17 protein-coding genes are annotated in these 18,306 nt (G+C 64.7%); 7 read left to right on the plus strand and 10 right to left on the minus strand.

What is annotated here, in order from left to right:
• Positions 1-33: 33 nt before the first annotated feature.
• The 3 genes from QW881_RS05530 (at position 34) to QW881_RS05540 (ending at position 3,101) form a co-directional block, all read left to right on the plus strand.
• A complete protein-coding gene (locus tag QW881_RS05530) occupies positions 34-1,206 on the plus strand; it encodes an ABC transporter ATP-binding protein (RefSeq protein WP_315756076.1) in 1,173 nt (390 codons plus the stop codon).
• On the plus strand, positions 1,203-2,117 hold the full coding sequence (locus QW881_RS05535) for an ABC transporter permease (protein ID WP_315756077.1): 915 nt from the start codon (positions 1,203-1,205) through the stop codon (positions 2,115-2,117). The genes QW881_RS05530 and QW881_RS05535 overlap by 4 nt, the downstream gene beginning before the upstream one ends.
• Positions 2,118-2,288: 171 nt before the next feature.
• Positions 2,289-3,101, plus strand: a complete 813-nt coding sequence (locus tag QW881_RS05540) for an ABC transporter permease (protein ID WP_315756078.1) — start codon at positions 2,289-2,291, stop codon at positions 3,099-3,101.
• 27 nt (positions 3,102-3,128) lie between these two features.
• Here QW881_RS05540 and QW881_RS05545 read toward each other — a convergent pair whose 3' ends face one another.
• The 5 genes from QW881_RS05545 to QW881_RS05565 form a co-directional block, all read right to left on the minus strand.
• Positions 3,129-4,118: an alpha/beta hydrolase family protein gene (locus tag QW881_RS05545; protein ID WP_315756079.1), complete on the minus strand. Its 990-nt coding sequence runs from the start codon at positions 4,116-4,118 to the stop codon at positions 3,129-3,131.
• 7 nt (positions 4,119-4,125) lie between these two features.
• Positions 4,126-4,977 carry a carbohydrate ABC transporter permease gene (locus QW881_RS05550; RefSeq protein WP_172109925.1) on the minus strand — a complete coding sequence of 284 codons (852 nt, stop codon included), beginning with the start codon at positions 4,975-4,977 and terminating at the stop codon, positions 4,126-4,128.
• Positions 4,974-5,849: a sugar ABC transporter permease gene (locus QW881_RS05555; RefSeq protein WP_315736354.1), complete on the minus strand. Its 876-nt coding sequence runs from the start codon at positions 5,847-5,849 to the stop codon at positions 4,974-4,976. The genes QW881_RS05550 and QW881_RS05555 overlap by 4 nt, the downstream gene beginning before the upstream one ends.
• Positions 5,850-5,951: 102 nt before the next feature.
• Positions 5,952-7,334, minus strand: coding sequence for an ABC transporter substrate-binding protein (locus tag QW881_RS05560; RefSeq protein WP_315717541.1), 1,383 nt, complete (start codon positions 7,332-7,334; stop codon positions 5,952-5,954).
• A gap of 142 nt (positions 7,335-7,476) precedes the next feature.
• Positions 7,477-9,426, minus strand: a complete 1,950-nt coding sequence (locus QW881_RS05565) for an AsmA family protein (RefSeq protein WP_315756105.1) — start codon at positions 9,424-9,426, stop codon at positions 7,477-7,479.
• 310 nt (positions 9,427-9,736) lie between these two features.
• Here QW881_RS05565 and QW881_RS05570 point away from each other — a divergent pair, with 310 nt between their 5' ends.
• Together QW881_RS05570 and QW881_RS05575 are read left to right on the plus strand one after the other, a co-directional pair.
• The gene (locus tag QW881_RS05570; RefSeq protein WP_315736355.1) at positions 9,737-10,465 is read left to right on the plus strand and encodes a CoA transferase subunit A; all 729 of its coding nucleotides are present in this window, start codon (positions 9,737-9,739) and stop codon (positions 10,463-10,465) included.
• Positions 10,465-11,115, plus strand: a complete 651-nt coding sequence (locus QW881_RS05575; RefSeq protein WP_315736356.1) for a CoA transferase subunit B — start codon at positions 10,465-10,467, stop codon at positions 11,113-11,115. The genes QW881_RS05570 and QW881_RS05575 overlap by 1 nt, the downstream gene beginning before the upstream one ends.
• A gap of 8 nt (positions 11,116-11,123) precedes the next feature.
• Here QW881_RS05575 and QW881_RS05580 read toward each other — a convergent pair whose 3' ends face one another.
• The 4 genes from QW881_RS05580 to QW881_RS05595 form a co-directional block, all read right to left on the minus strand.
• Complete coding sequence (locus tag QW881_RS05580) at positions 11,124-12,845, minus strand: hypothetical protein (protein ID WP_315756080.1); 1,722 nt, start codon at positions 12,843-12,845, stop codon at positions 11,124-11,126.
• A gap of 200 nt (positions 12,846-13,045) precedes the next feature.
• A complete protein-coding gene (locus QW881_RS05585; protein ID WP_315756081.1) occupies positions 13,046-13,927 on the minus strand; it encodes a formylglycine-generating enzyme family protein in 882 nt (293 codons plus the stop codon).
• A 52-nt stretch (positions 13,928-13,979) separates the two neighbouring features.
• Positions 13,980-15,074: a copper-containing nitrite reductase gene (gene nirK / locus QW881_RS05590; RefSeq protein ID WP_315736359.1), complete on the minus strand. Its 1,095-nt coding sequence runs from the start codon at positions 15,072-15,074 to the stop codon at positions 13,980-13,982.
• Positions 15,075-15,417: 343 nt separating this feature from the next.
• Positions 15,418-15,627 carry a hypothetical protein gene (locus tag QW881_RS05595; RefSeq protein WP_315736360.1) on the minus strand — a complete coding sequence of 70 codons (210 nt, stop codon included), beginning with the start codon at positions 15,625-15,627 and terminating at the stop codon, positions 15,418-15,420.
• A gap of 214 nt (positions 15,628-15,841) precedes the next feature.
• Here QW881_RS05595 and hemN point away from each other — a divergent pair, with 214 nt between their 5' ends.
• Both hemN and QW881_RS05605 read left to right on the plus strand, forming a co-directional pair.
• Entirely contained in the window at positions 15,842-17,194 is a 1,353-nt protein-coding gene (gene hemN, locus QW881_RS05600) for an oxygen-independent coproporphyrinogen III oxidase (RefSeq protein WP_315736361.1), read from the plus strand.
• A 72-nt stretch (positions 17,195-17,266) separates the two neighbouring features.
• Positions 17,267-17,470 (plus strand): DUF1858 domain-containing protein, encoded by a 204-nt coding sequence (locus tag QW881_RS05605; protein WP_409997646.1) that lies wholly within the window; start codon positions 17,267-17,269, stop codon positions 17,468-17,470.
• Here QW881_RS05605 and QW881_RS05610 read toward each other — a convergent pair whose 3' ends face one another.
• Positions 17,471-18,190 carry a Crp/Fnr family transcriptional regulator gene (locus tag QW881_RS05610; RefSeq protein WP_315756082.1) on the minus strand — a complete coding sequence of 240 codons (720 nt, stop codon included), beginning with the start codon at positions 18,188-18,190 and terminating at the stop codon, positions 17,471-17,473.
• Positions 18,191-18,306: the final 116 nt, after the last annotated feature.

Genomic DNA, 18,306 nt, shown 5'->3' on the forward strand with positions numbered 1-18,306 from the left:
CGTTGTGGCCGCGCAGGGTGATTTGATCGGGACATGGCTGACGACATCGCAAACCCAGCGCCTGCCGGAGAGCCGGCAGCATCACCAGCGCCGGAACCGCGTCCCGATGCTCAGCCGCCGATCCTGCGGATCGAGAACCTCGTCAAGACCTTCGGCAGCTTCCGCGCCGTCGACGGCGTCTCGCTCGACATCCGTGCCGGCGAGTTCTTCGCGCTGCTCGGCCCCAGCGGCTGCGGCAAGACGACCTTGCTGCGCATGCTGGCCGGCTTCGAGACGCCGGATGAAGGGCGCATCCTGCTGTCGGGCGAGGACATCGCGCAGGTGCTGCCGCATCAGCGGCCCGTCAACATGATGTTCCAGAACTACGCGCTGTTCCCGCATCTGAACGTGCGCGACAACATCGCCTTCGGCCTGAAGCGCGCCGGCATGCCGCGCGCCGAGATCGCCACGCGCGTTGCCGAGATGGTGGCGCTGGTGCGGCTCGAAGGGCTGGAGAAGCGCAAGCCGGATCAGCTCTCGGGCGGGCAGAAGCAGCGCGTCGCCCTGGCGCGCTCACTGGCGCGCCGGCCGCAGGTGCTGCTGCTCGACGAGCCGATGGCTGCGCTCGACAAGAAGCTGCGCGAGAGCACGCAGGTCGAGCTGATGGAGCTGCAGCGCAAGCTCGGCATGACCTTCATCATCGTCACCCACGACCAGGAGGAGGCGATGACGGTGGCGAGCCGGATCGGGGTGATGAACGCGGGAAGGCTCGAGCAGGTCGCGGTCCCCCGACGTCTGTATGAGGAGCCCGCGTCGCGGTGGGTCGCGGAGTTCGTCGGCGACATCAATCTGTTCGAGGGCGAGGTGACCGCGCGGGAGCCGCTCCGGCTCAGGGTCGTGACCCACACTGCGGGTGAGCTGGTCGTGGCGCAGCCGATGGCACCGATCAGCGAGAGCAAGGTCGCGGTCGCGATCCGTCCGGAGAAGATCCGCCTCGCGCTCCGTCGACCGGCCGGCGATGCTGCTGCGATCAATTGTGTCGAGGGTGCCATCACCGATACGAGCTATCTCGGCGGCAGGACTGTCTACAAGATCAAGCTCGACGGCGGCGCCGTGCTTCACGCCGCGCAGGCCAACACCGCCCGGCTCGATGCCGACGGCTATGGCCTGAACCAGCGCGTGGTGGCTTGGTTCACGCCCGACGATTGCGTGGTGCTGGAGCGATGAGCGCGGGCCGCATCTTCTCGCGCCCGGCCCGCTTCGCGGCGATCGCGCCCTATGTCTGGATGGTGCTGTTCTTCCTGGTGCCGTTCGCCTTCGTCGCCAAGATCAGCCTGTCGCAGACCGCGATCGCGCAGCCCCCCTATACGCCGGTGTTCTCGCTGGCTGATGGTTTGTCGTCGCTCCGGGATGCATTTGCGGCGCTGTCGCTCGACAATTTCCGTCTGCTGCTGTCGGACGACCTGTATCTTTCATCCTATCTGCGCAGCGTCGTCGTCGCGGCGACGTCGACGGCGATCCTGCTCCTGATCGGCTACCCGATCGCCTATGGCATGGCGCGCCTGCCGAAGCGTTGGCAGGGCATCGCGATGATGCTGGTGATCGTGCCGTTCTGGACCTCGTTCCTGATCCGCATCTACGCCTGGGTCAACATCCTGCAGCATGACGGCCTCCTGAACCAGATCCTGCTCGCGCTGCATCTGGTGTCCACGCCGGTGGTGTGGCTGTCGACCGACAGCGCGATGTATGTCGGCATCGTCTATTCCTATCTGCCGTTCATGATCCTGCCGCTGTTCGCGACGCTGACCAAGCTGGAGCCGGCATTGGAGGAGGCCGCCGCCGATCTCGGCGCCTCGCCGCGCGAGATCTTCTGGCTGGTGACGTTTCCGCTGTCGCTGCCCGGCGTCGGCGCGGGCGCGCTGCTGTGCTTCATCCCGGTGGTCGGAGAGTTCGTCATTCCCGATCTGCTCGCCGGGTCGAAATCGCTGATGATCGGCCAGACGCTCTGGCTCGAATTCTTCACCAACAAGGATTGGCCGGTGGCCTCCAGCATCGCCGTGGTCCTCTTGGTCGTGCTGCTGCTTCCGCTTCTGCTCTACGACCGGCTGCAGCGCCGGCAGTTGGAGGAGAGCAGGTGATGGATGGCGTACAGCAAGGCACGCTCTCTCGCTCCCCTCCCCCTTGCGGAGAGGGGTTGGGGGTGGGGGTCCGCATTGGCGGTCTTTGCTGGGTGCCCCCCTCCCTGACCCTCCCCCACAAGGGGGGAGGGAACGGAGAGGGTTTCACTGGGATTGAGCGAGGAGGAGATCGTGCCTAATCCCTCCCGCCTGTCGCGCTTCAACGTCGCGTCGCTGACGCTTGGGCTCGCCTTTCTTTACCTCCCGATCCTGATCCTGGTGATCTATTCGTTCAACGCCTCGCGCCTGGTCACGGTGTGGGGCGGCTGGTCGCTGCGCTGGTATCACGAGTTCTTCAGCGATCGCGCCATGATCGATGCGGCCTGGATGAGCCTGAGCGTCGGCGCCACCTCGGCCACCGCGGCGACGGTGCTCGGCACGCTGGCTGCGGTGGCGCTGTCGCGTGGCCAGGGATTTCGCGGCCGCATGCTGTTCTCCGGCATGTTGTATGCGCCGCTGGTGATGCCCGAGGTGATCACCGGCCTGTCGCTGCTGCTGCTGTTCGTGGCGCTGGACGCCGAGCGCGGCTTCTGGACGGTGACGGTCGCCCACACCACCCTCACGATGTGCTTCGTCGCGGTGGTCGTGCAGTCGCGGCTGGTCTCGCTCGACCGCAGCCTGGAGGAAGCCGCGATGGATCTCGGCTGCGATCCGCTGCGCGCGTTCGTGATGGTGACATTGCCGCTGATCGCGCCGGCGGTGGTCGCGGGCTGGATGTTGGCCTTCACGCTGTCACTCGACGATCTCGTGATCGCGAGCTTTACCACCGGGCCGGGCTCGGCGACCTTGCCGATCCGGATCTATTCGGAGGTGCGGCTCGGGGTGAAGCCCGAGATTAACGCGATTTGCACGCTGGTGATCGGACTGATTGCCGTGGTGATCATCATCGCGTCGCTGGCCTCGAAGCTGTCGAGTGATCGCGGCGAGAGCGCAGCTCCGCTATAATGACAGAGAATGCTGAGACAGCATTGATCAACGCGAGAACAGACGCAAGGCGGCGGTGACGACCGCGCGATGGATCGTGCCGCGGTCGACCGATGGCGGGTCGACGCAGCAAGCCGGATCGCTCTGTCTGCCGAGCTCGGTACTCTCCGGCAGGAAGACGTAGTGCCCGGCGTCGTCGGCGACGATCTCGAACGCGCTACCGCTCAGTCGCTCATGCAGCCAGCGTGAGGCCGGCAGCAGCGCATCGGCGCCGCCGACCATGATGCGCGTCGGGACGTTGATCGCGGCGATGCTGTCCTCGGAGAAGCCCTGAACCGAGCGTCCCGGCGCCTGCAGCAGCGCCGCCTTGATGCGGGGATCGCGATAGGATGCGGACATGCGCGCCCAGGAGTCGCGGAAGATTGGGCTCTTCTCCATCAGCCGCGGCAGATGATCGACGAGATCGGGAAACTCGCGAGGCCCGCGGCCGTGATTGGCGCCTGGCTCGAACGGCGAGCGGATCATGATGGCGCCGAGCAGGGCGGTGGCCGTGACGCCGCCGAGCGAATAGCCGACGGCGTAGATGCGGTCGAGGTTGATGCGGCCTTCGAAATCGGGATGAGCGACGATGTGGTCGATCAGCAAGGATACGTCGCGCGGGCGCTCCCATGAGCAGAGGAAGCCCTCTGCTCGGTACGGCTCGGCATTGCTGTTGCCATGATGATTGACGGCGACCGCGACAAAGCCGCGGCTTGCCAGTTCGCGCGCCAGCCATTCGGACTGCAGGCCGTTGCAGCCGGTGCCGTGCGAGTACACGACGAGAGGACAGGCGCCCGCGCTTGCAGCGAGCGGCACATTCAAAGCCGCTGGTCCCGCTTTGAACCAGTCCTTCGGCCATGGTGCGATAGGGAGCGCCGTTTCCACGGCGCCGTTGGCGGCTGGATACCAAGCGAACCAGTCGATCGGGCGCGGCCCGTCGCCATCCCAGTTCGGCCGCGAAGCGTCCTCGAACCGTCCCTGACGAAATCCGACCCTCATCGCTCCGTCACGACTTCACGGCGCCGGCGGTGAGGCCGCCCACCATGTAGCGCTTGAAGGCATAATAGACCGCCGCGGGCGGCAACGCGTAGATGAAGCCGGTGGTCATCAGGAGCTCCCACGGCGAATCGTCGGCGGCCAGGAAGTTGCCGAGCGCCACGGGCAGCGTGATATCCTTGTCGTTCGAAAGCAGCAGGAACGCGTAGAGGTATTCGTTCCAGGCGAGCAGCACCGCATACGTTCCGATCGCGACCAGCGACGGCATCATCAGCGGTACATAGACGAGGCGGAAGATCTGCAGCGGGCTGGCGCCGTCCATGACGGCAGCCTCGTCCAGCTCGACCGGCAGCTTGTCGGAGGCCTGCTTCAGCACCCAGATCGCGTAGGGCGAGGCAATCGTCACCATCGCCAGGATCAGCGACCAGTCGTTGTTGAGCAGGCCGTATTTGCCCATGGTGCGATACATCGGTACCGCGAGGAACGCGGCGGGGATGAAATAGGTGAACAGCGCGAGGTTCATCACCACCCGGCTGCCAGGCACGCGCAGGCGCGAGATGGCATAGGCCGCACAGGTCGCAATGATCAGTGTCAGCGCGCCCACGGCCATGGCGATCACGACCGAGTTGCCGAACTGGACCCAGAAATCGCGCAGGAAGTAATGCTGCTGGTGGAACACGATCGAGAAATTGTGCAGCGTCGGATGGTCCGGCCACAGCTTGCCCGAGAACGCGTCCTCCTTCGGCGAGATCGCGAACAGGAACATGTGGTAGATCGGGATCATCGTCCAGATGAAGACGGGAATGCCGATCAGCAGCAGCCGGGCCTCGGTGCCGACTTCGCGGAGGGTGGGGAGCTTCATCGCGACAACCGCTTCATCATGAAATAGACCAGGGGCAGCACCAGCGGCATCGCGCAGACGATCGAGGCCATGGCGAGGCTGAGCTGATCGAGCCGGAGATAGCGGATGCCGAGCGTCGCCAGCACGTGGGTGAGATCGGCCGGACCGCCGCCGGTCAGGAGATAGACGCTGTTGAAGTCTCCGAGCGTCCAGATCATCGAGAGCAGCGTGCAGGTGATGTAGAGCGTCTGCATCGACGGCCAGGTGATGTAGCGGAACTTCTGCCACCAGGTGGCGCCGTCGACCTCGGCCGCCTCGAACAGGTCGTGCGAGATCGCCAGCCGCCCGGTCATCAGGATCAAGGTCCAGAACGGCAGCGACTTCCAGATGTGCATGCCGATCGCCATCGACAGCGCGACCGTCGGGTCGTTCAGCCAGTTCGGGCCATCTTCGCCGGTGAACTTGAAGATCAGCTGGTTCACCACGCCCCATTCAGGATTGAGCATGAAGCGCACCGACAGGATGGTCGGGATCGAAGGCACCGCCCAGGGCAGGATGAAGATGACCGACAGCCATTTGATCCAGCCGCGCTGCTGCACGAAGAAGCCGGACAGGAACAGCGCGATCACCATCTTCAGATTGATGCCGACCAGGAGGAAGATCAGCGTGTTGACGGCGGCGCGCGCGAAGATGGGGTCGTTATACAGCGCGACGTAGCTGGCCGGCTCGCGGGCGAGCCACAGGCCGTAGCCGACGGGATAGACGACGAAGGCAAGGAAGACGAGCAAATAGGGGGCAAGCATGACGATGCCCCATACCTGTGACGGTGTCAGCAGCACCGGGCGCGGCGCTTCCGCGAGCGCGGAATCGGAAGCTGAGAGCGTGATCGCCATGGTCGTCTGTTCCAAGCCTATTGCCGAACCGGCCGCAGACACTGCGGCCGGCACTTGTTGTCGTTTTCAGGATCTCAAGCTAGTGCCTCGCGAGGCGAGAGACTAGCCGGCGACCTCCTTCAGCCGCGCGATCAGCTCGTCGACGGCCTTTTCGACCGGCACCTTCTCGCTGACCACGCGGTTCATCGCCTTGGCCCAGACGTTCTCATTGTTGAGGATCGTGAACTTGTAGTTCTTGGTGAAGTCGAACGGCGTGGTGCCGCCGGTGAACTGGGTGTACACGGCCTTGCGATGGCGGTCGGCCTGCCAGAACGGGCTCTTCTGGCCTGCGGTCGTCACGGGGAACCAGCGGCCCAGCGCGCCCTCGATGTAGGGGCCGAGGTTCTCCTCCTGCATCAGGAACTTGATGAATTCCTTGGCCTGCGCCTTGTGAGGAGCATTGGCGAAGATCAGTCCGGTCTTGACGTCGGAGCGGTACTTGATCGGCGTGCCGTCCGGCTTGTTGGGGAAGGACGCGGTGATGATGTCCTCCTCATAGGCCTTCTTGCCGGCCGCGCGCTGCTCGGGCGTCAGCGCCGGGTTGGTGGAGTCCTCGAACCACTTGGCCGCGATCGAGATCGTGAAATTGTGGGTCATCACGATCGTCTTGTTGTGGAACGCGACGTTGTTGTCCGGATCCTTCCAGGTCGTGGACGAGGGCGGCGTGCAGCCCTTGATGTAGGTGTCGGTATAATCCTTCATCGCCTTGACGAGGCCGTCGCGCACCTTGGGGTCGTCGACCAGCAGCTTGCCGTCGTCGTCGACCAGCTTGACGTTGTAGGCGTCCATGAAGGTGTAGAACGACTGGAACGAGTCGGTGGATTCCACGCCCATCGGCTGACCGACGCCATACATGCGCTGGCCGGTGGCCTTGCGGACCGCCGGCTGCACCTTGTCGCACCAGAACGTCCAGTAGTCTTCCCACTTGGTGGGGATGTCGCTCTGCTTGAAGCCGGCCTTGCTCAGCAGGTCGCCCCAGATCTGGACGTGCATGCTCTGCTGCTTCAGCGGGAAGCCGTAATAGGCTTTCTTCTTGGTGACGTTGTTGTAGAGGTAGGCGGTCTCGAGCGTGTTCGGAGCGAACGCCGACTTCATCGGCTCCAGGATGTCGGTGAGATCCTCGAGCTTGCCTTCGTAGGCCCACTTGCCCTGGGCCTGAACGTCGTAGGTGTCGGCGTAGGCCACGTCGGGCACGGTGCCCGAATCGAGCGCGGCGACCGTCTTCGGAATCATGTCCTGGATCGCGTATTGCGACAGCTCGACCTTGATGCCGGTCTTGGCCTCGAACTTCTTGACGACGTTGAGCAGCGCATCGTCCTCGGACTTGTAGAAGCCCTTGCTCCACCAGATCGTGATGGTGTCCTGAGCGATGGCCGGTGCTGCAGCGCAAAAAAGCCCGGCGGCTGCGACTGCGATCGAAAGCGCACCCATTCCCCTGGATTTCACGTGTCTCTCCCTGATCCGCCGATCTTGCTTGATCGGTTGTGGCGGGACACTAGCCCAGGGACCCGACGTGATCCAGAAGTAATATATCAGACATAGGTCGTGGCGGCGGCCGTGTATCGGCACGCGAAGCAAGCCGCGTTGGTCAGTTCTGCTTGGTCGGAGTGTCGCCTGTCGGAGCGTCAGCCTGCGGCACGTTGTCCGGCTGGGCCGGGCGTGATCCGCCGCCGGTGAATCGTTCCAGCACCGAGCGCACCGCATCCCTCGTCTTGCGGTCCTTGACCGCATCGAGCAGCGGGGCGGCGGCTGGGGCGCGGCGGATCAGGCTTTCCGGATCGGGAAAGATCAGCGGATCTTCCCAGGGGCCCTGGACGACGAAAGGCAGCTCGAAGCCGTTGCTGCCATTGCCTGACGACAGCAGGCTCGCGACGCCCTTGAAATCGTATTCCCGTGTCGGCACCGAGGCCGTGCCGGTCATGGTGATGCGCGCGGTCGGGCTCTCGACGCGGATGTCCTCGGCGGTCGCGATGCCCTCGGAGAATTTGACCGCGATCGTCAGCGAGTCGTAAGGCGTCGAACCGGAGCGGAAATTGCCGCCGCGCGACAGCGGGCTGCGCTCGAGGCGCTTCAGGAGCTGCTCGACGTTGAAGCCGGAGATCGCGCCATCGCGGCCCTGCAGGTTGGCGCTGCCGTCGAGCGACTGGGCGAGCCCGAACGGGCTCGAGCCCGAAGCCGTCAGCGAGACGTTGAGATTGCCGCGTCCCGACAGCGACGACACGCCGAACATCTCGTTGGCGCAGGCCTGCAGATCGACGTCGTTGAATTGCAGCTCGGCCTTCACGTCGGCCACGGTGTCGGCACGGGCGATCCCAAACGAGCCGCGCACGATGCCGCCATACATCTGCGCCTCGCCGACCGAGAGGGCGAGCACGCCGTTGCGCAGGTTGGCGCCGAACGCCGTGCGTCCGATTTTCGAGGAGCCGACCGTGACCTTTGCGGCCGATAGCCGCATGTCGAGGTCGGTGGTGGACAAGGCCTTGAGGTCGAAGAGCTGCCGATTCCAGTCGCGGGCCCCATTGGCCAGCAGCCGGATCGTCGAAATGTAGGGGGTGAAGTCGAGCGCGTCGGCCGCCAGCGTCGCCTGCAGCGTCTGCCGGCCGTTATTGGCGTAGGTCATGACGCCCTCGGCGGTGTTGCCGTCGAGCTCGACATTGACATTGGTGAGTGCGATCGAGGCGCCGACCACGTTGGCGCGCGCACGCAAGGCGAAGCGCCCGAAGCCGCCGCCGCCGAGCGGCGTCTGCCCCGTCCAGCGCAGCGCGTCGCGGAGCGACGGGCTGTCCACCGTCAGCGTACCTTCCATCAGCGCGCTGGTGCGATTCGCGACCGTGCCGTCAAAGGCGACCTTCAGCGGCGGGCTGGCGAGCCGCATCTTCAAGCCGGACCGGTCTCCCGACAGCGCAGCCAGGAAGTCGCTGACGCTGATGGATCCCTCGATGCGCTGACCGCGCCAATCGAACTGTCCGGTCGCCGCGAACGAGCGCGAGATCGACGGCCAGGCGAGCGACAGGTCGATATCGTCGAGCCGCTCGGAAGCATGATGGCCGGTGTCCTCGTAGACCAGGATGCCGTCCTGGATGCGGATCTCGGAGAACGACATCTGGCTGTCGGGCCCCGGGCGCATCGTGCGCGCGATGGTCTCGATGAAGGGTGTCCAGTTGCTGTTGCCGTCGGCCTCGCGGGTGACGTTGATCTGCGGCCGCAGCATCATGACATCGGCGATTTCGAACCGCTGCAACAGCAGCGGCAACAATTGCAGATTGGCGGTCAGCACGTCGACGCGCAGGGCCGGATCCTCGGTGCCGCTGCCCTTCAGACCGACATCGTGGAACGAGACATAGCTGCCCGGAAACAAGGAGACGTCGATATGTCCCTTGACAACGAGCTCGAGCCCGGTCACGGCGCGGATCTGGCTCTCCACCGCCTGCCGCAATGCCTCGCGATTGACCAGCCAGGAGCTCGCCAGCAGGCCCACGAACGCGATGCCCAGCAGCACCGCGATCGGTGTGCCGAGGCGCCTCATTCCTTGGGCCATGGTCACGGACATGTCCTGGGATCGTCGGATCGCTGGTTACTCGGGATGGGCAGGGTGCGCCGAAAACCCCTGCCAACATCAACAACTTGATGCGCTTTCTTGACGCTTTCAAGGCCATGCCGCCGGTGTGGCCGGATTGCGGCGGAGCCCTGATATCCCGGACTCCGGATCGCCTCGGAGGCGCAGGCTGGTGCGACAGCTAAAGCAGGATGTGCGCGTTGGGAAGGCATCATTGACGCATTGCGAAGATTTCGCCTAATAATCCGGTCGATATCCGCGCGAACGCCGCTCTGCAGCAGGTCATTCCCGTATGAACAAGGTCTATCCGGACGCCAAATCCGCCCTTGCTGGCCTCCTCAAGGACGGCATGACCATCATGTCGGGTGGGTTTGGTCTTTGTGGCATCGCAGAAACGCTGTCCGATGCCATTCGCGAGTCCGGGGTGAAGGACCTCACCGTCATCTCCAACAATGCCGGGGTCGACGGCATCGGCCTCAGCCGGCTGCTGGAGACGCGGCAGATCAAGAAGATGATCTCGTCCTATGTCGGCGAGAATAAGCTGTTTGCCCAGCAATATCTGGCCGGCGAGCTGGAGCTCGAATTCTGCCCGCAGGGCACCCTGGCCGAGCGCATCCGCGCCGGCGGCGCCGGCATCCCGGCCTTCTTCACCAAGACCGGCGTCGGCACGCTGGTCGCGGAGGGCAAGGAGGTGCGGGAGTTCGACGGCGAGAAATATCTGATGGAGCGCGGCCTGTTTGCCGATCTGGCGATCGTGCACGCCTGGAAGGGCGACACCGCCGGCAACCTCGTTTACCGCAAGACTGCGCGCAACTTCAATCCGATGATGGCAACTGCGGCCAAGGTGACGGTCGCGGAGGTCGAGCACCTGCTGCCGGCCGGCCAGATCGATCCCGACCACATCCATACGCCCGGCATCTTCGTCAAACGCATCATCCAGGTCGGAACCGAACTGAAGCGTATCGAGCAGCGCACCGTGCGCAAACGTGAAGCCGCCGCTGCAGCCGGGGAGGAAGTCTGATGGCCTGGACGCGAGAGCAGATGGCGGCGCGCGCCGCCAAGGAGCTGCGTGACGGCTACTACGTCAATCTCGGCATCGGCATTCCGACGCTGGTCTCGAACTACATTCCGCCGGGCGTCGACGTGGCGCTGCAGAGCGAGAACGGCATGCTCGGCATGGGTCCGTTCCCCTATGAGGGCGAGGAGGATCCTGACCTGATCAACGCCGGCAAGCAGACCGTCACCGAGCTGCCGATCACCAGCTATTTCTCGTCGGCCGATTCCTTCGCCATGGTCCGCGGCGGCCACATCGACCTGTCGATCCTCGGCGCCATGCAAGTCGCCCAGAACGGTGACCTCGCCAACTGGATGATCCCCGGCAAGATGGTCAAGGGCATGGGCGGCGCGATGGATCTCGTCGCCGGCGTCAAGCGCGTCGTCGTGGTCATGGAGCATAGCGCCAAGGACGGTCCGAAGCTGCTCAAGCAGTGCACGCTGCCGCTGACCGGCGAGCGCGTCGTGGACATGGTGGTGACCGATCTGGCGGTGTTCACGATCGACAAGCACGGCAATGACGGCATGGCCCTGATCGAGCTCGCCGATGGCGTGACGCTCGACGAGGTCAAGGCCAAGACCGAAGCCGAGTTCCGGGTCGCGCTGAAGAATGCCTGAGGGCGCGACTACCAGCGCCGGCAGAGCATCTCCGCGACCTTGACGGCGAGCCGGCATGCCGCATGCCGCGCCCGGCTCGCAGCAGCGGGCGGCGCCGTCTCCGCCAACCCCTGAATGATGAGGCACGGCACACTGCGGCTGAGGCAGATCAGTCCCATCGCATAGGCCGTGTCATCCGCCGCAAGCGCGCCTGGAAACGCCGCCGAGATTTCGGCGTCGGTGCCGTCGCCATCGCACGTCACTGTCATTCCTTCGAAGAACATGTCGATGTCGTTCAGCATGCCATTTGCGGCCTCGTGCGCGAGGCGGCAAAGCTCGGGATCGGCCGGAATGATCATTCCGCTGTCATCGACCGAGGGCGGCTCGGCCATGCTGAGCGCGTCGCGCAGCTTGATCTGAATCCGGAATGGCGCGACCGAGGTGGCGATGACGAGATCGCCGGGGCCGGCGCCGACGAATCGCGGGCCGCGGGCCACTTGCGGGAGATTCGCTCCCAGGGCATCGGCCCGTCCCGGCATGATCAGCCACTGCGCCCCATGCTCTTCGATCGCCACTGCGGCCGCGTTCGCCACCTCGGCGATCGATCGCCCGAGGCACACGACCGCATGGAAGCAGGAATGCCTGATGATGGCGCGCGCCGCGTTGCGCTGTTCGATCAGCGTGCCCGGGCCCATAGCCTGGACCAGGGCTTCGATATCCTCCGGCGTTTCGACCACGAAACCGATCGTGTTGGCTTTGGCATGGAGAAATCGCAGCGCGTCGAGCATCGCGTTGATGCTGGCCTTCTCACGACCGTCGAGCTGCTGCCACAGCGCTTCGAGCACGTCCAGGGAGGCCTCGATGTCGGCGCCGATCACGCCCTGGCCGAGCGGCCGGCCGGGTGTCTCGCAGCGATAGAGCTCTTCGAAGGCCTGCAGGACGGTCCTGCGGTCCTTCACCGCGCAGGCGCCTTGCAGGATGCGCGCGAGAACCTGGGCGCGCTTGCTGAGTTCGAGGGGAACGGCGAGCCAGGCAAAATCAGCCAGCTCGGCCGCCTGCTCGCTTGCGGCGCGCTGGAATTCGCCGACGACCTGACCGTAGTGCCAGCTCAATTGCCACGGCGTCACATGCCGTCCGCGATACCTGCCGCCCTCGATGCGTTCGAGGGATTGCGCCTGCAACTCGTTGCGCAGGTCGGGATCTATTCCCGATGCGCGGGAATCCAGCAGACGATAGGCGCGTGTTGCGATCGCCGGTCCGAACCATTCGTGCTCGGGGTCGCCGACCGAGAGACCGCTCGGCATGCGGATGTGGACGGTCCTGCGAAACTGGTCGAGCTCGCGTCTTGCGACCTGGGCCGCGGTCACCGAAACCTGCTGTACCTCGCACAGACCGTCGACCACACTAGCCCAGTCCCAGAAGTCGTCGCCATAGAACGGAATGCGATATTGGCGGCTCGCGACGATCCGTGCGCAAATCCGTTCGATGGCGGGAGCCACGCGATCGAGAATATCGTTGCGCGCCAGCGCGCCGTCCGTGAGACATTGATGCACGAGACGCGCCGCGCCCGCATTCACCACGTGCCAGTCCTTGGCGGCGAATTTAGGCGACGTCCGCAGATATTCGAGCGCGTCGATGAGGCAGCGTCCAGCCAGTGCGCTCGGCGAATCGTCGTCGAACCAGCTGGTGTTGCCGATCCCGTAACCATGCAGGTCGGACGTGAAGAAGACCGGCGGATGTCGAGAAATCACACTCGCCTCCTGGTCCGCTCATCGCGTCGCTCAACGGCAATTGTCTAACGTTTGCAACTCAGATTTCGCAACCGAAAGTTGTTTTTGAGTGACTGTCATTTGTGCCAGTGTCAGGGCACCGTCGATCCGGCGCCGGCGTAGGTTGCAGGCAAGCGTGCTTCGAGCGCACTTTTCGAGCGGACTTATGGAGGCCGAGCATGTCAGGCGCGGATGGCGCCGAGTAGCCGGCCGAGGCGCCGCGTCATGCTGCGGCTCCATGAGGGGTGCTCGCGGACAAGCCGGAAACCGAGATTGGCAGGTGGCGTGCCGGAGGCGCAGCCGCCGGCGCGCGCATCGCGGATGAAGTCGGTCACGTAGGCTCGATGCGCGCCTTCGGCCAGACGGACGCCGCAATTGCTGACGGTCTTGATGACGCGACCGGCACTATCCTGCAGCTTGCGTGTGAAGCAGGTCGAGGTCCATTCCCAGACATTGCCCGCGAGGTCGGCAATGCCGTGCTCGTTGACGCCGAAGCCGCCGAAGCCGCGCGTCTTGGGATCGTCTTGCAGGGCGGCTTCCCGTTCGTAGCGGGCGATCCAGCGCCGCGAGGGATCGGCGTCGTCGATCGAGATGCCATCGTCCTTGAATCGGCTCCCGGCCGCATAGGCCCACTCGGTATCGGTCGGCAGCCGATAGCTATCGCCGGTCTTGTGCGAGAGCCACTCGGCGTAGGCAACGGCGTCGTGCCAGCTCACCTGCACCGCCGGACGATCGATGGCGATGGGGACGTCGCGATCGAGCGCGCGGCATGCATGGGCTTCGACGCAGGCGTGGTAGTCGGCGGCACTGACCTGGTTCGTCATCATGGTCAGCGGATGATCAAAGCGGACCGTCACGATGGGAGCTTCGGCTTGGCGGCCGTTGCGGAGATGGTCGCCGGAGTCGCGGTAGCTGATCGTCCCAGGTGCGATCTCGGTGAGGGCGGGGCCGTCGAGACCGGCGGCGCGGTCTGGCAGCCCTGCAAGGATCGGGGCCATTGTGGTCGGGCCAGCCAATCCGACGACGCAGGCGAGGGTGAGCTTGATCTTGAAAGCGAGCAGCATGGCAGCACACTGAGAAGAGTGGGGGGCCGGACATGCCGGCCCCCTGGGCCGATCAGTTCGTCGTGCCGGTCGGAATGTCGGCCGGGGCCTTCACCTGCATCATCAGGTCGTCATTCCACTTGCCTTCGACCTTGAAATGGGCCGTTGCGCCGAGATTGGCCGCCTCGATCAGGTTGTGGGTGACGTAGGCGTAGATGCCGGGCTGCAGGAATTTGTAGAGCGCGGCACCGGCGGAGCCGCCGCGGATGAACCAGGTCTCGAGCCCGGTCTCCGGCGCGTTGGAGAACTTGCCGGTCTCCCAGACATAATCACCGTGGCCGCCGATCAGATGCGGACGACTGTCGCGGTTCGCCTGCGAGTGCACGATCAGCACGTTCTCGCCGACATTGGCCGTGAGCGCATTCTTTCCGGTGAGCGCGCCGGCCTTGCCGTTGAACACCACATGGGTCGGCGTGAGCTTGCGCATGACCTCCTCGGTGTCGCTATAGGCCTCGCCGGGCGAGTCATAGGACTTGAAGTTGCCCTTGTCGTCGCGCGGGACGTAGAGGTCCTGCTCGCCGATGTAGTAGACGCGATCGTAGCGCAACGCGTGTCCGCGGCCGTCATTGAGACCGTCGCGCGGCAGCACCATCACGGCGCCGTTCATGCCGGAGACGACATGCCAGGGGATCATCGGTCCGCCTGGGGCGCAGTGATAGACGAACACGCCGGTCCGCGTCGCCTTCCAGCGCAGCACGACCTGCTCGCCGGGATTGACCAGGGTCAGCGCGCCGCCACCCAGCGCTCCGGTCGCGGAGTGGAAATCGATGTTATGCGGCATGCTGTTGGTCGCGGGATTGACCAGGGTCACCTCGACATAGTCGCCCTCATGGACCACCATCAGCGGGCCCGGCATCGAGCCGTTGAACGTCATGGCCTGGAAGGTGGTGCCCTTCTCGTCGATCACCATCTTCTTCTCCTGGACCACGAGCTTGAACTCCATGATCTTGGGCCCCTGCTTCGTCGCCTGCTCGTGCGCATGCACGAACGGCGGAGCCACCAGATCGACCTTCTGGCGCGGCAGCTTGAGGTCCTCGGCCATCGCGGGAGCCGCAAGCATCATCGCGGCGATGGCTGCACTGAACATGGCGGTGCGGCGGGTCAACATGGATCGCTCCTTCATTGGATCTGTTGTAGTGCCGCAATCATCATGCTCCCGTTGGAACCCGGCTTGTTTGTGCTGCAACAAGCAACTTCGCATTTGCGGAATGCGATGGCGGGTTCGGAGCGAAATTGGCGCGGCTGCGCCAGCGCAGCGCGCGAATGAGTTGCATCGGCGAGTAGTTCTTGGGGAGTCCGGACGGGGCGCGGAGCAAAGGGGGCTGGACTGTCCCCGCGCAACTACGCGCCGAGAAATGATCCATCCGTTTGCCGAGATGGCCGGACAGTCACGAGCACCAGGATGCGAGGTTCAAGGCATTGCACCGGTCGACGATGGGCTACCGAACTCGTCAGCTCAGCCAGCGCACCGCCAGCAACGCGGCGAAGGCCACTGCCGCCGCGAGGCAAAACATCGTGGTCATGAACATGGCGATATTGCCGAGCAGGCCTGTCGGCCCCGACTCGTCGCGGAACGATTCAAATCCGTCGGACTGGGGGATATGGCCGCGGATGCCGGCGAGGAGAGCAAATGAACGGATCAGCAGTTGCAGAGCTTCCATTGCGGTTTTCCTCGAATCGTCAGTAGATCAATGATGATGTGAAATGAGCCGGCCACTTTGAGGAAGCGCAAAGTCCGAGGCGATAACCGGCGTTCTACTGGTCATCCAACGGGCATCTGCCGGCCGCGCCTTGAGAAAGCTCAAGGCCGCCCCTCTTGCCTTATGTCAAGGACCTCCGAAACCCAGGTCGACACGCTCAGGTGACAGGCAGGACATGAGACCAGATCTTGCAGCATGCTACGGACAGGAGCGCCTTCCGCGCTACACCAGCTATCCCACGGCGCCTCATTTCTCCGCCGCGGTCGGCCCGTCCACCTACGCAGAATGGCTGCGCGCGATACCGGCGAGCGCGACGGCATCGCTTTACCTGCATGTGCCCTTCTGCCGCTCGATGTGCTGGTATTGCGGCTGCAACACCATGGTCGCCAAGCGCGACGAGCCGATTGCGGTCTACGAATCGGCACTGCGTTGCGAGATCGACATGGTGGCGCGCCAGATTGGCCGGCGGCTGCAGGTCGGGCACATTCATTTCGGCGGCGGCACGCCCACCATCATGGCGCCGGAGTCCTTTGTGGATCTCGTCGGATCGCTGCGCCATTCATTTTTCGTGCTGCCATCGGCGGAGATCGCCATCGAGATAGATCCCCGCACGCTGACGCCGGAGATGATCGCCGCGCTGGGGGTGAGCGGGGTCAATCGCGCCAGCCTGGGCGTGCAGAGCTTCGATCCGCGGGTGCAGCAGGCCATCAACCGGGTACAGAGCTTCGAGCAGACCGCGGCGGCCACGAATGGATTGCGCCAGGCTGGCGTTGCCGGCATCAATTTCGATCTGATCTACGGGTTGCCGCATCAGAGCGTGGCGTCCTGTCTCGACACCGTCCGGCGCGCCATCGACCTGCGCCCCGACCGGCTCTCCGTGTTCGGCTACGCTCATGTGCCATCGTTCAAGACGCACCAACGCAAGATTCAGGACTCGGCGCTGCCGGACAGTCTGGAACGCTACGATCAGGCCTGTGCGATCGCGGATGCGCTGAAGAACGCAGGCTACGTCCAGATCGGGCTCGATCATTTCGCCTTGCCCACCGACCCGATGACCATCGCGTTCCGCGAAGGCCGGCTGCATCGCAATTTCCAGGGCTACACGACCGATGCCAACGATCTGCTGCTCGGGTTCGGCGCCTCGGCGATCGGGCAGCTGCCGCAAGGCTATGTCCAGAACGCGCCGCAGGTCCGGGCCTATGAGCAGAAGATCGCGTCCGGCAGCCTCGCGACCGTGAAAGGCTATGGACTGACGGATGACGACCGCCTACGGGCCGACATCATCGAGCGCATCATGTGCGACTACGGCGTGGACCTCGACGTCATCTGCACCCGCCATGGCACGGACACCGACGACATGCTGAGATCGGCGCCGCGGCTGCAATCGCTGATCTCCGACGGTGTGGTCGAGCTCAACGGCGGTGCGCTCGCGGTGACCGAGCATTCCCGGTTCTTGGTGCGCAGCGTCGCTGCGGCGTTCGATGCGCATCTCGACGCGTCGAAGCAGCTGCACAGCCGGGCGGTCTGACCGGCCAGCTGCCGCGGTGCTTGTGCCGCGACAAAGACCGCCAAGGGCATGCCCGCTACCATTCGCGCTGGAATGGAGGCGCGCATGCCAATCTCCTTCGATGAACTGGTCGACGACGTCATGCGGCGAAGGCCGGAGACGATCCGCGTCTTTCTTGCTTTCCAGATGCGTTGCGTCGGTTGCCCGATCGCCTGTTTTCACAACGTCGCGGATGCCTGCCACGAGCATGGCGTCGATCCCGACGCGTTCCTCGCGGCCCTGTGTGCCTGCGCGTGATCAGGTCCGCGACGCGGCCGCGTCACCGGCGTTCTGCTGCGCCAGGAGCACGATCTTGTGCGGCTCGCGCAGCACGATCTTCTGACGTCCGCTTTCGACGAGGCCGAGCTGCTCCCAGCCCGAGAGGATGCGGCTTACCGTATGCAGGGTCGTTCCGGTCATCTGGGCGATATCCTGCCGGCTGATCGGGAAGTCGATCTGAACGCCGTGATCGAGCTTGCGGCCGGCCTGGTTGGCGAGCCGGAGTAGGGCATGCGCGATGCGCTGCTCCACCTGCTGCGTCGACATTTCGATCACGCGCGCATGGGTTTCCTGCAGCCGCTGGCCGACCGTCTGCAGCGTGTTCGCCGCCAGCGACGGGAACTTCGCGACCAGCCGCGGCCATGAGGCGGACGGCCAGGCCAGCACGATGCTGTCGTCGACGGCGGTCGCTGTCGCCGGATAATGTTGGAGACCGATGGCGGGGGCGACGCCGAAAGTGTCCCCTGGCACGACATAGCGCACCACGATCTGGTCGCCGGTCGGCGTCGTCTTGCTGGCGCGGACATGACCGTGGAGCAGCAGGAAGAACGAGGTCGCATCGGCGCCCTGCTCGAACACTGCGCCGTTGCGGGGGACGCGAAGGGAGCGGGCTTCCCGCAGCACGTCCGTGAGATCCTCCGCGGACAGCCCCGCAAACAGCGGCAGATGCGCGACCAGCGAACGGTCGATGGAAGCCATGGTGTTCTCCGGGGCCGGATTCGGCTTAGTTTTGCGGCGCTCAATAGCACGTTTTTGCGATCTGTCGGAAGTTTGTGCTGGCGCAAGCGGTCGTCCGCAGTACGCAACTACATATG

This window comes from Bradyrhizobium sp. SZCCHNS3016, from assembly GCF_032484535.1.
Lineage (GTDB): Bacteria > Pseudomonadota > Alphaproteobacteria > Rhizobiales > Xanthobacteraceae > Bradyrhizobium.

Coding starts and splice junctions, on each gene's coding strand:
- QW881_RS05530 (WP_315756076.1), top strand. CDS start 34: ATGGCTGACGACATCGCAAACCCAGCGCCTGCCGGAGAGCCGGCAGCA.
- QW881_RS05535 (WP_315756077.1), top strand. CDS start 1,203: ATGAGCGCGGGCCGCATCTTCTCGCGCCCGGCCCGCTTCGCGGCGATC.
- QW881_RS05545 (WP_315756079.1), bottom strand. CDS start 4,118: ATGAGGGTCGGATTTCGTCAGGGACGGTTCGAGGACGCTTCGCGGCCG.
- QW881_RS05550 (WP_172109925.1), bottom strand. CDS start 4,977: ATGAAGCTCCCCACCCTCCGCGAAGTCGGCACCGAGGCCCGGCTGCTG.
- QW881_RS05555 (WP_315736354.1), bottom strand. CDS start 5,849: ATGGCGATCACGCTCTCAGCTTCCGATTCCGCGCTCGCGGAAGCGCCG.
- QW881_RS05565 (WP_315756105.1), bottom strand. CDS start 9,426: ATGGCCCAAGGAATGAGGCGCCTCGGCACACCGATCGCGGTGCTGCTG.
- QW881_RS05570 (WP_315736355.1), top strand. CDS start 9,737: ATGAACAAGGTCTATCCGGACGCCAAATCCGCCCTTGCTGGCCTCCTC.
- QW881_RS05575 (WP_315736356.1), top strand. CDS start 10,465: ATGGCCTGGACGCGAGAGCAGATGGCGGCGCGCGCCGCCAAGGAGCTG.
- QW881_RS05585 (WP_315756081.1), bottom strand. CDS start 13,927: ATGCTGCTCGCTTTCAAGATCAAGCTCACCCTCGCCTGCGTCGTCGGA.
- nirK (WP_315736359.1), bottom strand. CDS start 15,074: ATGTTGACCCGCCGCACCGCCATGTTCAGTGCAGCCATCGCCGCGATG.
- QW881_RS05595 (WP_315736360.1), bottom strand. CDS start 15,627: ATGGAAGCTCTGCAACTGCTGATCCGTTCATTTGCTCTCCTCGCCGGC.
- hemN (WP_315736361.1), top strand. CDS start 15,842: ATGAGACCAGATCTTGCAGCATGCTACGGACAGGAGCGCCTTCCGCGC.
- QW881_RS05605 (WP_409997646.1), top strand. CDS start 17,267: ATGGAGGCGCGCATGCCAATCTCCTTCGATGAACTGGTCGACGACGTC.
- QW881_RS05610 (WP_315756082.1), bottom strand. CDS start 18,190: ATGGCTTCCATCGACCGTTCGCTGGTCGCGCATCTGCCGCTGTTTGCG.